This is a genomic window from Prosthecodimorpha staleyi, from assembly GCF_018729455.1.
GTDB lineage: Bacteria > Pseudomonadota > Alphaproteobacteria > Rhizobiales > Ancalomicrobiaceae > Prosthecodimorpha > Prosthecodimorpha staleyi.
In genome coordinates, this window is record NZ_JAHHZF010000015.1 from 182817 (window position 1) to 196568 (window position 13752).

Genomic DNA, 13752 nt, shown 5'->3' on the forward strand with positions numbered 1-13752 from the left:
GTCTTCGGGATCGGCCGGCAACCGGGGAGTTTCGCCTTGAACGCAGCCGGAACGGGCACCTCGCGCGGCGTCTGCAGCGAGCAGAGCCTCGAAGACCTCTGCGAGACGCGCGGCATGCGCATGACCGAACAGCGCCGCGTCATCGCCCGTGTGATCGCCTCCGCCGACGACCATCCGGATGTCGAGGAACTGCACCGTCGCGCCGCCGCGATCGACCGGCGCATCTCGATTTCCACCGTCTACCGCACCGTGAAGCTGTTCGAGGATGCCGGCATCATCGAGCGGCACGACTTCCGCGACGGACGCGCCCGCTACGAGACGGTGCCGGAAGAGCATCACGATCACCTGATCGACATGCGCACCGGTCATGTCATCGAGTTCCGCAGCGAAGAGATCGAGAAGCTGCAGGAATTCGTCGCGCGCGAACTCGGCTACCGCCTGGTCGGACACCGCCTGGAACTCTATGGCGTCGTGCTCGACGACGCGGAGCGCGGTCCGGAGCGCGAGCGATGACGGCAGCAGCGTCCGACGCGAGCCGGCCGGCACGCCCGTCGCTCGTGCTGACGCTGCGCAATGTCGCCGCCATCGCGGGCCTGGTCGCCCTGACGCTGGCCGCCCTGCCGGTTCAGCTTGTCGCCCATCGGCGCGGCTGGCGGCTGGCGGCGACGCTGCCGGTCTGGTGGCACCGGCGCGCCCTGGCGGCCCTCGGCGTGCGGGTGCGCGTGGTCGGCGCGCCGTGCCGCGACCGGCCGCTCCTGGTCACCCCGAACCACGTCTCCTGGCTCGACATCAACCTGATCGGCAGCCTGATGCCGCTCTCCTTCGTGGCCAAGAGCGAGGTCGCCGGCTGGCCGCTGTTCGGCCTGTTCGCCAAGCTCCAGCGCACCGTCTTCGTCGACCGCACCCGGCGCACCGATACCGCGCGGGTCAACGGCGAGATCGCGCAGCGGCTCGCCTCGGGCGACGCCATGGTGCTGTTTCCGGAAGGCACGTCGTCGGACGGCACGCATGTCCTGCCCTTCCGCTCCGCCCTGATCGGCGCGGCCCGCGCCGCAATGGTGGAAGGCGGTCACGACCGGGTCTGGGTGCAGCCGCTGGCCATCGTGCTGCGGCGGCTCGACGGCCTGCCCCTCGGGCGCGCCGAACGGCCGCGGCTTGCCTGGTACGGCGACACCGACATGTTCCCGCATCTGCTCGGGACGATCCTGCTCGGCCCGGTCGACATCGACCTCGTCTGGGGCGAGCCGATCCCCTTCGACGAGACCACCGACCGCAAGCTGATCACCCGGGCGCTGGAGCGGGAGGTCCGCCGTCTGGTCTCCGCAGGGATCGCCGGCCGCGAGCCGCTGCGGCCGGGCCTTCCCGGCGCGGCGGCCCCGACCGGCCTGTCGAAACGGCCCGCCGTGGCCGGTACGGCCGCCGGCATCCTGCCCGCGCCCTGAATTGCGTCTGTTCTCGCCGCCGGATTCGCGCTAAGCAGGCTCCCGGGTCCCGCTGCATGGTCGGACCGCAAACCGGTCCCGATCGACACTCCTGACGTGATGACAGCGAAGAAGAAAGTCCTCGTCCGCACCTACGGCTGCCAGATGAACGTCTACGATTCCGATCGGATGACGGACCTCCTGGCCGGAGAGGGCTACGAGGCGACGGAGAATGTCGACGAGGCGGATCTCGTCCTTCTCAACACCTGCCATATCCGCGAGAAGGCGGCCGAGAAGGTCTATTCGGAGCTCGGCCGCCTGCGGGTGCTGAAGGCCGAGAAGGCCGCGGCCGGCGGCTCGCTGATGATCGGCGTGACCGGCTGCGTCGCCCAGGCCGAAGGCGAGGAGATCGTCCGCCGCGCGCCGGTCGTCGATCTCGTGGTCGGGCCGCAGAGCTACCAGAACCTGCCCGACCTGTTGGCGCGGGCGGAGGAACGGCGTGAGCGCAGCGGGCCGGTCGCCCGGGGCGCCGGGATCGTTGAAACGGAATTCGACATCGGCGCCAAGTTCGAGACCCTGCCGGGTCCGGACAGGGCGCGGACGCTGGCCCGCGGCCCGACCGCCTTTCTGACCATCCAGGAGGGCTGCGACAAGTTCTGCAGCTTCTGCGTGGTGCCCTATACCCGCGGCGCCGAGGTTTCCCGGCCGCTCGACCGCATCCTTGCCGAGGCGCGGGCGCTGGTCGACGGCGGCGTGCGCGAGCTGACCCTGCTCGGACAGAACGTCAATGCCTGGCACGGACTCGGCCCCGATGGGCGCGAATGGACGCTCGGCCGCCTCGCCGCCGCGCTTGCCGATCTGCCCGGCCTCGACCGCATCCGCTACACGACCTCGCATCCGCGCGACATGGACGAGGCGCTGATCGCCGCCCATCGCGACCTTCCGGCGCTGATGCCCTATCTGCACCTGCCGGTCCAATCGGGCTCCGACCGCATCCTGAAGGCCATGAACCGGCGCCACACGGCGGCCGACTACCGGGATCTGGTCGAGCGCATCCGGGCCGCCCGGCCCGACATTGCGCTGACCTCCGATTTCATCGTCGGTTTCCCGGGCGAGACCGATGCGGATTTCGAGGCGACCCTGGCGCTCGTCGAGACGGTCGGCTATGCGGCAGCCTTCACGTTCAAATACTCGCCCCGCCCCGGCACGCCGGCTGCGAGCCGTGACGACCAGGTGCCGGAGGCCGTCAAGTCCGAACGCCTTCAGCGCTTGCAGGCCCTGATCGAGCGGCAGACGCAAGCCTTCAATCGAAGCCGCGTCGGCCTGACCATGGACGTGCTGATCGAGAAGCGCGGCCGGGTGCCCGGCCAGTTGGTCGGCCGCTCGCCCTGGCTGCAGCCGGTCCATGTCGACGGGCCGGACTCGATGATCGGCAGCATAGTTTCGGTCGCAATTGAGGACGTGCACAGCTATTCGTTGTTCGGAGCGATCGTGCCGGCGCCCGGCAGTCGGGCGCCCGCACCAGCGGTCGCCAGTCACGCAGCCGCTCAGGCGGCCATCGGTTACGCGGCTGCGCAAGCGGCCGCCGGTCACGCGGTCGCAGAAGCGGCCGCCAGAGGAGGTCGCGGGTGAAAGAGGCGAAGCAGGGTCTGGAGCCGTCCTTCCCGGTCATGGCGCATGCCTCCGACCTGACGCATGTGGATCTGGCCTTCGACGACAACCGGCTGGTCGGCGACCTCTATGGCCAGTTCGACCAGAATCTGGCCGAGATCGAGCGCCGCCTCGGCGTGACCGCGATCGCGCGCGGCAATCAGGTCACCATCAAGGGGCCGCATCAGGCCTGCCTGCAGGCCCGCCAGGTCCTGGAGATCCTCTGGGACCGGCTGCAGATGGGCTCCGAAGTCCATCCCGGCGATGTCGACGGCGCCATCCGCATGGCCGAAGCCTCGGAAGCCCAACTGCCGCTGCCGACGCTGGAACCCAAGGGGCGCATCACCGCCGCCCAGATTTCGACCCGCAAGAAGACCGTCGTGGCGCGGACGCCGGCCCAGGACGCCTATATCCGCGCCATGGACCGCGCCGACCTGGTCTTCGGCGTCGGCCCCGCCGGCACCGGCAAGACCTATCTGGCGGTCGCCTATGCGGCCGCGCTGATCGAGCGCGGCGACGCCACACGCCTGATCCTGTCGCGGCCGGCCGTCGAAGCCGGCGAGCGGCTGGGCTTCCTGCCCGGCGACATGCGCGAGAAGGTCGACCCCTATCTGCGGCCGCTCTATGACGCGCTTTACGACATGATGCCGGCCGAAAAGGTCGAACGCGGCCTGCAGTCCGGGATGATCGAGGTGGCACCGCTCGCCTTCATGCGCGGGCGCACGCTCGCCAACGCGGTCGTGCTGCTCGACGAGGCGCAGAACTGCACGACGATGCAGATGAAGATGTTCCTGACCCGCCTCGGCGAGAATTCCAAGATGATCGTCACCGGCGACCCGACCCAGGTCGATCTCGGCCCGGGACAGAAGTCGGGGCTCGTCGACGCGCTGGAGATCCTCAAGGGCGTCAAGGGCATCGTCACGGTCGGCTTCACCGAGAAGGACGTCGTCCGGCACGAACTGGTCGGCCGCATCGTCAAGGCCTACGACGACCAGTCGCGCGAACGGCTGGCCGCCGAGGCCGCCCGGACCTTCGGCCCCATGGCGGCGCGGGGGCCGACCCCGTGAGCACCGAGACGGCCGCACAAGGCCCCGGCATCGCCATCGACATCCTGATCGAGGCCGGCGACTGGGGCGAGGAGGCGGACATCCGCCCGCTCATCGAGGCCGCGGTCGCCGCAGCGGACCGCTCGGGCGGCATCGAGGTCCCCGAGGCCGCCGAACTGTCGGTGCTGCTGACCGACGACGCGCATATCCGGGTCCTCAACCGCGACTGGCGCGACAAGGACAAGCCGACCAACGTCCTGTCCTTCCCAGGCTCCGATCCCGACGATCCGATCGGGCCGATGCTCGGCGACATCGCCGTCGCCTACGAGACGACCGCAGCCGAAGCGCTCGACGCGGGCCGGCCGCTCGCGCATCATGTCAGTCATCTGATCGTGCACGGACTGTTGCATCTGTTCGGCTACGATCACGAAGAGAGCGACGAGGCCGAAGCCATGGAGCGGCTGGAGACGGCCATCCTGGCCGACCTCGGCATTCCCGATCCCTATGCCGACACGCAGCCGATCGACGGCAGCGGCGGGGATCCTGTCGAGACGAAGGCGAAATGAGCGATCCCCAGAATTCCGGCGCCGGCGGGCAGGAGAACGGCCACGGCGCCGAACCGCGCGAGGGCGACAGTCGATCCGGCGAAACCTGGATCGACCGATTGATGTCGGCGGTCGGCCTGAAGCCGTCGACCGCCACCCTGCGCGCCACACTCGAAGACCTGCTCGAGCGCGACGGCGGCGCCGACGACAGCTTCACGGCCGACGAACGGCGCATGATCCGCAACATCCTGCGGCTGGGCGAGACCCGCGTCGGCGACATCATGATCCAGCGGGCGGAGATCGCCGCGGTCGCGGTCGACGTCTCGCTGACCGAACTGATGATCGCCTTCAAGGAGACCGGCCACAGCCGCATGCCGATCTACCGCGAGACCCTGGACGACGCGTCCGGCATGGTCCACATCCGCGACCTGATGAACCATATCGCCGAGGAAGCGGCGGTGCGCGCCTCGTCGATCGAGACCCGGTCGGAGGAAACGGCCGGCATCCACCTGACGCAGGTCGACCTCGGGCGCCGGCTGTCCGATACCGGACTGGTCCGGCCGGTCCTGTTCGTGCCGGCCTCGATGCCGGTCACCGACCTGCTCGCGCGGATGCAGTCGAACCGCATCCAGATGGCGCTGGTGATCGACGAATATGGCGGCGTCGACGGGCTGGTCAGCCTCGAGGACGTGGTCGAGACCGTCGTCGGCGACATCGAGGACGAACACGACATCGACGAGGAGGGGGCCGCCATCGTGCCGAACGGAACCGGCGGCTGGATCGCCGACGGGCTGGTCGAGTTGGAGGATTTCGCCGAGGCGACCGGCATCGACCTCGACGCGGCCGACATTCCCGAAGATGTCGAAACGGTCGGCGGCCTCGTCTCCGCCCTGGTCGGCCGGATGGCGGTCAGCGGCGAGCAGATCCGGTCCGACCGGCTGCCCGGCTACATGTTCGAGATCGTCGCCGCCGACAACCGGCGCATCCGGCGGGTCCACATCATGCCCGACGGCCCGGCGGGCCGGCGCGGCGACGACAAGGGCCGCGTCGGCGAGATGGGCGCCGCGTGAGCCTCGCCCCGACCGAAGCCATGCGCTCGACCCGGCGCGCGGCCACCCGCGGCCCGGGCCGCGCGGGTCCGCTCGAGCGGGTCGCCGGCAGCCTGGTTCTCGCCTGGGGCTGGCGCCGGGCCCTCGCCGCCGGGCTCGCCGGGGCGCTGGCCGCACTGTCCCAGGCGCCGATCCACGCCTTTCCGGTCTTGTGGATCGCGCTTCCGGTCCTCGTCTTCCTGCTCGACGGCGCCGTCGAGACCGCCGATGGCGGCCGCGGCAGCCGCTGGCGCGCGGCCTTCGGAATCGGCTGGAGCTTCGGCGCCGGCTACTTCCTGGCCGGACTCTGGTGGATCGGATCGGCTTTCCTGGTCGATCCCCTGCGCTTCGGCTGGCTGCTGCCGATCGCCCTTGCCGCCCTTTCGGCCGGGCTCGGCCTGTTCACGGGCCTCGGCACCGTGATCGCCCGCCTCCTCTGGACCGACGGGCCGGCCCGCATCCTGGCGCTCGCGGTCGGCCTCTGGATCTCGGAATATCTGCGCGGCCACATCCTGACCGGCTTCCCGTGGAACGCCCTCGGCTACGGCCTCGCCGCCAACGATACGCTGATGCAGGCCGCCTCGCTGGTCGGCCTCGACGGCATGACGCTGCTGGCCGTTCTGATCTTCGCCGCGCCGGCCGCAGCCGCCGGCGGCGGGCGCGCCGGGCTGGCGACGGCCGCGGCCGGCCTCGCGCTGTTCGCTGCGGTCGCGGGCTTCGGCGTCTGGCGGCTGCCGGCGCAGGCCGTCGCCGTCCATCCCGGCATCAGGTTGCGCATCATGCAGCCCGCCATCGATCAGTCGCACAAGTGGAAGCCGGAGTTCCGCGACGAAATCCTGGCCCGCTACACGGCGCTCAGCACCGCAGCCGGCGCCGACGGCCAGGGTCTGGCCGGCGTGACGCATCTGATCTGGCCGGAATCCGCCTTCCCGTTCCTGCTGACCTACGAGCCGGAAGCCTTGCGCCAACTGGCCGACCTGCTGCCGTCCGGGACCATCCTTCTGACCGGCGCCATCCGGGCCGAACCGCCGGCGCCCGGCGAAAGCCGGACGCGCTACTTCAACTCGATCTACGTGATCGGCGAGAATGCCGCCATTCTCGCCGCCTACGACAAGGCCCATCTCGTTCCATTCGGCGAATACCTCCCGGCCCAGGACACCCTGGAGGCCATCGGTCTGCGACAATTGACCCATCTGCGCGGCGGCTTCACGCCCGGGCCGGGACTGCAGACCCTGGCGGTTCCGGGCGCTCCGGCCATGGGACCGCTGATCTGCTACGAGGCCATATTTCCCGATGCCGTCGTGGATGCCCGAAATCGGCCGGAATGGCTGCTCAACGTGACCAACGACGCTTGGTTCGGGCTGACGCCTGGCCCCTACCAGCATTTTCATCAGGTCAGGTTGCGGACAGTTGAAGAGGGATTACCCCTCGTTCGGGCGGCCAATTCTGGCATTTCTGCTGTGATCGACGGGTATGGGCGCGTCATATCTTCGCTGAAGCTCGGTCAATCCGCTCAATTTGACGCGCAACTTCCCGTGAGTTTGCCTGCAACTTTCTACTCGGAACACCGATCCAATGCGTTTTGGCTGGCCTCTATATGTATGCTTTGCTTAGTGTTAATTCGGGCACGGAGACTATCGTGATGAGCGGAAGTTGACGTCCTGTCTCATGCCTGGAATGATGCAATCACGAGTCTATCGATTGTGAGGGCACGCGACCTTTCGGTATGCGTTGGGGCTGTCGGGACACCAGCCTCAACGTGGGTCAACGATCCTCACGACAATCGGTGGCTCGCCACGGCGCCTCGGCGCTGCCAATAACAAAGTGACAAAAACCGGAACAAAGGTGCCAAAATGGCCAGCAAAAAATCCCCCAATCCGATCGACATTCATGTCGGCAGCCGCGTGCGGCTCCGGCGCATGATGCTTGGGATGAGCCAGGAGAAACTTGGCGAACATCTGGGCATCACTTTCCAGCAGATCCAGAAATACGAGAAGGGCACCAATCGTATCGGTGCCAGCCGACTGCAGGCCATTGCCCGTGTACTGAATGTTCCGGTCGCCTTCTTCTTCGAAGATGCGCCGGGCATGACGCCGGTCGCCGGCAATCAGGGCTTCGACGAAGCCGCCGGCGCCTCCTATGTCGTCGACTTCCTGTCGAGTTCGGAGGGACTGTCGCTCAACAAGGCCTTCGTCCGGATCAAGGACGCCAAGGTGCGTCGGAAGGTCGTCGAACTCGTCCGCTCCATCGCCGGCGAAGACGAAGAGTGAGAAGGCCGGCGAGCGGCTGGACGGAGCCGCTCAACGGACATCAACCGCACAGGTTCGCTTTCCGCTGCCGGCGCTGCAGACCGGTTGCGGGAGGCTCGCCGATCGCAGTCCGACGCCCTGCCGCTGCGCGATGCCGGAGCGACAGCGCCCGAACTTGACCGTGATCGGATCCGACTGATAGACGGGTTCGCCCGTCGCCGGGACCCTCCGTCCCGTCGCGTTTCTGCGAGAGATTTCCAGTGTCCCGGTCGAATTACGTCTTTACCAGCGAGTCCGTGGCCGAGGGTCATCCCGACAAGGTCTGCGATCGCATTTCCGACGAAGTGGTCGACGCCTTCTTCCGCCTCGGACCGGAAGCCGGCTGGGATCCGTCTCATCTGCGCGTCGCCTGCGAGACGCTGGCCACCACCAACCGCGTGGTCATCGCCGGCGAGACGCGCGGTCCGGAGACGATCACCCGGGACCTGATCGCCCATGTGGCGCGGCTCGCCATCCGCGACATCGGCTACGAACAGGAAGGTTTCCACTGGGAGAAGGCCCAGATCGACGTCCACCTGCATGCCCAGTCGGCCGACATCGCGATCGGCGTCGACACCGCCGGCAACAAGGACGAAGGTGCCGGCGACCAGGGCATCATGTTCGGCTATGCCTGCCGTGAAACGCCGGAACTGATGCCGGCGCCTCTCTACTACTCGCACAAGATCCTGAAGCTCCTGGCCGAGGCGCGCAAGTCGGGCCGGGAGAAGGCGCTCGGCCCGGATGCCAAGAGCCAGGTCACGGTGCGCTACGAGAACGGCAAGGCCGTCGGCGCCACCCAGATCGTGCTTTCGACGCAACATCTCGACGAAAACCTCACCTCGTCCGACGTGCGCGCCATCGTCGAGCCCTACATCGTCGCGGCCCTGCCGGACGGCTGGGTCAACCGGGAGACCGTCTGGCACGTCAATCCGACCGGCAAGTTCGTAATCGGCGGCCCGGACGGCGATTGCGGCCTGACCGGACGCAAGATCATCGTCGACACCTACGGCGGGGCGGCCCCGCATGGCGGCGGCGCCTTCTCGGGCAAGGACCCGACCAAGGTCGACCGCTCGGCCGCCTATGCGGCGCGCTATCTGGCCAAGAACGTGGTCGCCGCCGATCTCGCCGACCGCTGCACCATTCAGCTCGCCTATGCGATCGGCGTTTCGCAGCCGCTCGCCGTCTATGTCGACCTGCACGGCACCGGGCGCGTCGATGAGGCGAAGCTCGAAACCGGGCTGCGCGCGGTGATGGATCTGACGCCCCGCGGCATCCGGACCCACCTCAAGCTCAACCGCCCGGTCTATGCCCGGACCTCCGCCTACGGCCATTTCGGCCGCGCGCCGGAGGCCGACGGCGGCTTCTCCTGGGAACAGATCGACCTCGTCCACGCCATCCGGACGGCCGTCGGTCAGTGACCGGAATCGCGCAGCGCAGCCCCGATGCCGCCGCCGGACCGTCTCCGGCGGACGGCGAGGCGCGCGCTCATGCCTTCTACGGGCGGCGCAAGGGCAAGCCGCTGCGCGACGGCCATTCCGACCTGATGGAAACCTTGCTGCCGCAGCTGGCGCTCGACCTGTCGAGCCCGGCTCCGGCGGATCTCGGCCGGCTCTTCGAGGTCCCGGTGACGCGGGTCCATCTGGAAAGCGGCTTCGGCGGCGGCGAGCACCTGATCGCCATGGCGCTGGCCGATCCCGACCTCGGCCTGATCGGGGTAGAGCCCTTCGTCAACGGCATGGCCAAGGCGCTGGCGGCGATCGAACGGCACGGCCTGGCCGGCCGCATCCGGCTGCACAATGCCGATTCCGTGCCTCTGCTCGACTGGCTGCCGCCGGCCTCGCTCGACCGCCTCTATCTTCTCTATCCCGACCCGTGGCCGAAGAAGCGGCACTGGAAGCGCCGCTTCGTCGACCGCGCCAATCTGGACCGGATCGCCCGCGTGCTCCGGCCGGGCGCCGAATTCCGCTTCGCCAGCGACTGGGCCGACTATGTCGACTGGACCCTGGCGCGCCTGCTCGCCCACGAGGCTTTCCGCTGGACGGCCATGCAGGCGGACGACTGGCGCCGCCCCTGGGACGGCTGGCCCGGCACCCGCTACGAGGCGAAGGCCCTGCGCGAGGGCCGCGTTCCGGCCTATCTGCGCACCGAGCGCCGCTGAGCGGTAGGCCGGCCCGCATCGACGGCCTTGCGCTTCGGCCGCTTTCGACTATATTGCCGCCATCTCAATATCTCAGTTCGCTCCTGATGGAGTGTGGTGAGAGTGGGCCCCTCCCGGGACCCGCTCTTTTTTGCTTCACCGGATCGGTTCCGCCGATCTGCCGACCAGGCCGGGCAACCGGCCGGTCTCCTGGGCCGGTCCCGCCGGCCTTCATCACCGGGACGGCGCTGCCGATCCGCGAGAATGGGACGATCCGTGACGCGCAACGAACCGCGCATCATCAGCGAGACCGGGATGGATGCCCGCGTCGCCGCCATCGTGGAACCGGTCATCGAGGATCTGGGCTTTCGCCTGGTCCGCGTGAAATGCTCCGCCCGCAACGGCTTCACGGTTCAGATCATGGCTGAGCGGCCGGACGGCAGCATGAATGTCGAAGGCTGCGAGACGATCAGCCGGAACGTGTCGCCGGCGCTCGATGCCGACGATCCGGTCGAGCGCGCCTACAATCTCGAGGTGTCCTCGCCCGGCATTGACCGGCCGCTGGTGCGTCCATCGGACTTCGACCGCTGGTCCGGCCATGAGGCCAAGATCGAACTCGGACGCCTGATCGACGGCCGCAAGCGCTGGCGCGGCATCCTGCTCGGCGCGCGCGAGGCCACGATCGGCCTCAAGGTCGCCGATCCCGCCCCCGGCGCGGCGGACACGGTCTGGCTGCCGATGGACGATCTGGCCGAGGCGCGCCTCGTCCTGACCGACGACCTGATCAAGGCTTCGCTGCGTGCCGCCAAGCTGGCGCAACGCGAAATCGGGCTCGACGACGCCGAGACCGATGACGAGCCTTCCGAAACCGACGGCGGCCCCGAGGCCGCCCGTTCCTGACGACGAAAGCCCCCGGCTCGCGCGAAGCGGTCCGGTCCCAGGGAGAAGACCATGGCAGTCAGCGCCAACAGGCTGGAACTCCTCCAGATCGCCGACGCGGTCGCACGCGAGAAGGTGATCGACCGGCGGATCGTGCTCGCCGCGATGGAGGATGCGATCCAGAAGGCGGCCCGCTCGCGCTACGGCTCGGAAACCGAGGTCAAGGCCGAGATCAACTCCAAGACCGGGGAAATCCGCCTGCAGCGGCTGCTGATGGTGGTCGACGAGGTCGACAACCCGGCGATCCAGATCTCGGTCGACGAAGCGCGCATGAAGAACCCGGCCGCGCAGGTCGGCGACATGATCGCCGAGCCGCTGCCGCCGATGGACTTCGGCCGCATCGCCGCCCAGTCGGCCAAGCAGGTCATCGTGCAGAAAGTGCGCGAGGCCGAGCGCGACCGGCAGTATGACGAATTCAAGGATCGCATCGGCGAGATCGTCAACGGCAGCGTCAAGCGCATCGAATACGGCAACGTGATCGTCGATCTCGGCCGCGGCGAGGCCATCGTGCGCCGCGACGAACTGATCCCGCGCGAGAATTTCCGCAACGGCGACCGCGTCCGCGCCTATGTGTACGACGTGCGCCGCGAGCAGCGCGGGCCGCAGATCTTCCTGTCGCGCACCCATCCGCAGTTCATGGCCAAGCTGTTCGCGCAGGAAGTGCCGGAAATCTACGACAACATCATCGAGGTGAAGTCGGTCGCCCGCGATCCGGGCTCGCGCGCCAAGATCGCGGTCTATTCCCGCGACAGCTCGATCGACCCGGTCGGCGCCTGCGTCGGCATGCGCGGCAGCCGCGTCCAGGCGGTGGTCGGCGAGTTGCAGGGCGAGAAGATCGACATCATCCCGTGGTCGTCGGATGCCGCCACCTTTCTGGTCAATGCGCTGCAGCCGGCCGAAGTCTCCAAGGTGGTGCTCGACGAGGATGCCGGCCGGATCGAGGTGGTCGTCCCCGACGACCAGCTGTCCCAGGCCATCGGCCGCCGCGGCCAGAACGTCCGTCTCGCCTCGCAGCTGACCGGGTGGGATATCGACATTCTGACCGAGGCCGAGGAATCGGAGCGTCGCCAGAAGGAATTCCAGGAACGCACCCAGCTGTTCATGCAGGCGCTGGATGTCGACGAGGTCGTCGCGCAGCTTTTGGCGACGGAAGGATTCGCTTCGATCGACGAACTGGCCTATGTGGACCTGGACGAGATTGCCGGCATCGAAGGCTTCGACGAGGATACCGCTCAGGAAATCCAGAACCGCGCCCTGGCGCATCTGGCCGAGATCGAGGCGGCCCAGGACGAGGAGCGCAAGGCGCTCGGCGTCGAGGATGCCATGCGCGAGGTGCCCGGCGTGACCACCGCCATGATGGTCGCGCTCGGCAAGGACGGCATCAAGACGGTCGAGGATCTGGCCGGCTGCGCCACCGACGACCTGACCGGCTGGACCGAACGCAAGAACGGCGAGACGATCAAGCATGACGGCGCGCTGAAGGGGTTCGAGGTTTCGAAGGCCGAGGTGGAGGCGATCGTGATGGCCGCCCGCATCAAGGCCGGCTGGATCGACGAGCCCGCGGCGCATGCGGAAGCCGAGGAGGCGGACGAGGCCTGAGGCCGGCGCCTCGGGGTTCGGCCGGATCAGGCCATGCCGCGCAAGAACGAACCGACCGAGCGGACCTGCATCGTCTCGCGAGAGACCCTGCCGGTCGAGGCGCTGATCCGCTTCGTGCTCGGTCCGGACGGAACTGTGGTGCCCGACCTGAAGCGCAAGCTTCCAGGGCGCGGCGTATGGGTCGAAGCCAGCCGCAAGGCGGTCGAGACGGCGACGAGGAAGCGGCTGTTCGGCCGCGGCTTCGGCGAGGAAGCCAAGGCCGGAACCGACCTGCCCGATCAGGTCGACCGGCTCCTGATGGATGCCGCCCTCGGCACGCTCGGTCTGGCCCGCAAGGCCGGCCTGATCGTCCTGGGCTTCGCCAAGGTCGAAGCTGCGATCCGCTCGGATGCGGTGATCGGCCTGATCCGTGCGGGCGAGGCCGGCGAGGACGGGACGAACAAGATGACCGCGGCGCTCCGGCGCCGCTTCGGCGACGAAAACGCGATTCCGGTCGTGCGTTTCTTCTCCGGGGCCCAATTGGATTTGGCATTGGGCCGGTCGAATGTGGTACATGCTGCGGTGCTCGCGGGCCGGGCGGGTGAAATATTCCTCGAGCGGTACCACGCGCTCGAACGCTGGCGGGGTGGCACGGCCATCCCGGCGGCGGACAACGAACGTACGAGGGGCGGCGACGCCCCGCAGGACTGACAGGCTCATGAACGATACGAAGAGCACGACCGACAAGACCCTGCACGTCGACGTCAAGAAGACGCTGACGTTGAAGCCCAAGTCGGACACCAACGTTGTCCGGCAGAGCTTCAGCCACGGCAGGTCGAAGGCGGTCGTCGTCGAGACGAAGAAGAAGCGGCCGATCCTGAAGCCCGGCGAGGTCGAGCCCGCCGCGGTGCGCCCGAACGCGGCTGCACCGGCCGCGGCGCCCTCGGTCGCGCCGACGCCGCCCGCCGCTCCGGCGGTGGCGGCGGCTCCGGCCGCCGGGCCGGCACCGGCACCCGCCCCCGTCGTGGCGCCCCCTCCCGCCGCGGCGCCCGGGCGCCGG

14 protein-coding genes are annotated in these 13752 nt (G+C 68.6%); all 14 read left to right on the top strand.

The window, feature by feature from the left end; all coding sequences use genetic code 11:
* Positions 1 to 114: 114 nt before the first annotated feature.
* Positions 115 to 513: a Fur family transcriptional regulator gene (locus tag KL771_RS25715; RefSeq protein ID WP_261971382.1), complete on the top strand. Its 399-nt coding sequence runs from the start codon at positions 115 to 117 to the stop codon at positions 511 to 513.
* On the top strand, positions 510 to 1442 hold the full coding sequence (locus KL771_RS25720) for a lysophospholipid acyltransferase family protein (protein WP_261971363.1): 933 nt from the start codon (positions 510 to 512) through the stop codon (positions 1440 to 1442). Before KL771_RS25715 ends, KL771_RS25720 begins: the two co-directional genes overlap by 4 nt.
* A 99-nt stretch (positions 1443 to 1541) precedes the next feature.
* On the top strand, positions 1542 to 3053 hold the full coding sequence (miaB, locus tag KL771_RS25725) for a tRNA (N6-isopentenyl adenosine(37)-C2)-methylthiotransferase MiaB (RefSeq protein WP_261971364.1): 1512 nt from the start codon (positions 1542 to 1544) through the stop codon (positions 3051 to 3053).
* A 38-nt stretch (positions 3054 to 3091) separates the two neighbouring features.
* Positions 3092 to 4138: a PhoH family protein gene (locus tag KL771_RS25730; RefSeq protein ID WP_261971383.1), complete on the top strand. Its 1047-nt coding sequence runs from the start codon at positions 3092 to 3094 to the stop codon at positions 4136 to 4138.
* Positions 4135 to 4683 carry an rRNA maturation RNase YbeY gene (ybeY, locus tag KL771_RS25735; protein ID WP_261971365.1) on the top strand — a complete coding sequence of 183 codons (549 nt, stop codon included), beginning with the start codon at positions 4135 to 4137 and terminating at the stop codon, positions 4681 to 4683. Before KL771_RS25730 ends, ybeY begins: the two co-directional genes overlap by 4 nt.
* Entirely contained in the window at positions 4680 to 5732 is a 1053-nt protein-coding gene (locus tag KL771_RS25740) for a hemolysin family protein (RefSeq protein ID WP_261971366.1), read from the top strand. Before ybeY ends, KL771_RS25740 begins: the two co-directional genes overlap by 4 nt.
* Positions 5729 to 7393, top strand: a complete 1665-nt coding sequence (gene lnt / locus KL771_RS25745; RefSeq protein ID WP_261971367.1) for an apolipoprotein N-acyltransferase — start codon at positions 5729 to 5731, stop codon at positions 7391 to 7393. The genes KL771_RS25740 and lnt overlap by 4 nt, the downstream gene beginning before the upstream one ends.
* Positions 7394 to 7603: 210 nt before the next feature.
* Complete coding sequence (locus KL771_RS25750) at positions 7604 to 8020, top strand: helix-turn-helix domain-containing protein (RefSeq protein WP_054358822.1); 417 nt, start codon at positions 7604 to 7606, stop codon at positions 8018 to 8020.
* Positions 8021 to 8259: 239 nt separating this feature from the next.
* Complete coding sequence (metK, locus tag KL771_RS25755; RefSeq protein ID WP_261971368.1) at positions 8260 to 9456, top strand: methionine adenosyltransferase; 1197 nt, start codon at positions 8260 to 8262, stop codon at positions 9454 to 9456.
* Positions 9453 to 10196, top strand: coding sequence for a tRNA (guanine(46)-N(7))-methyltransferase TrmB (gene trmB / locus KL771_RS25760; protein ID WP_390867739.1), 744 nt, complete (start codon positions 9453 to 9455; stop codon positions 10194 to 10196). Before metK ends, trmB begins: the two co-directional genes overlap by 4 nt.
* A 255-nt stretch (positions 10197 to 10451) precedes the next feature.
* On the top strand, positions 10452 to 11075 hold the full coding sequence (gene rimP, locus KL771_RS25765) for a ribosome maturation factor RimP (protein WP_261971369.1): 624 nt from the start codon (positions 10452 to 10454) through the stop codon (positions 11073 to 11075).
* Positions 11076 to 11126: 51 nt separating this feature from the next.
* A complete protein-coding gene (nusA, locus tag KL771_RS25770; protein WP_261971370.1) occupies positions 11127 to 12713 on the top strand; it encodes a transcription termination factor NusA in 1587 nt (528 codons plus the stop codon).
* Between the two features lie 33 nt (positions 12714 to 12746).
* A complete protein-coding gene (locus tag KL771_RS25775; RefSeq protein ID WP_261971371.1) occupies positions 12747 to 13403 on the top strand; it encodes an RNA-binding protein in 657 nt (218 codons plus the stop codon).
* Between the two features lie 7 nt (positions 13404 to 13410).
* A partial coding sequence (locus tag KL771_RS25780) for an IF-2-associated domain-containing protein (RefSeq protein ID WP_261971372.1) occupies positions 13411 to 13752 on the top strand: 342 nt, incomplete at its 3' end.

Coding starts and splice junctions, on each gene's coding strand:
- KL771_RS25720 (WP_261971363.1), top strand. CDS start 510: ATGACGGCAGCAGCGTCCGACGCGAGCCGGCCGGCACGCCCGTCGCTC.
- nusA (WP_261971370.1), top strand. CDS start 11,127: ATGGCAGTCAGCGCCAACAGGCTGGAACTCCTCCAGATCGCCGACGCG.
- KL771_RS25730 (WP_261971383.1), top strand. CDS start 3,092: ATGGCGCATGCCTCCGACCTGACGCATGTGGATCTGGCCTTCGACGAC.
- KL771_RS25715 (WP_261971382.1), top strand. CDS start 115: ATGCGCATGACCGAACAGCGCCGCGTCATCGCCCGTGTGATCGCCTCC.
- KL771_RS25740 (WP_261971366.1), top strand. CDS start 4,680: ATGAGCGATCCCCAGAATTCCGGCGCCGGCGGGCAGGAGAACGGCCAC.
- KL771_RS25750 (WP_054358822.1), top strand. CDS start 7,604: ATGGCCAGCAAAAAATCCCCCAATCCGATCGACATTCATGTCGGCAGC.
- miaB (WP_261971364.1), top strand. CDS start 1,542: ATGACAGCGAAGAAGAAAGTCCTCGTCCGCACCTACGGCTGCCAGATG.
- KL771_RS25775 (WP_261971371.1), top strand. CDS start 12,747: ATGCCGCGCAAGAACGAACCGACCGAGCGGACCTGCATCGTCTCGCGA.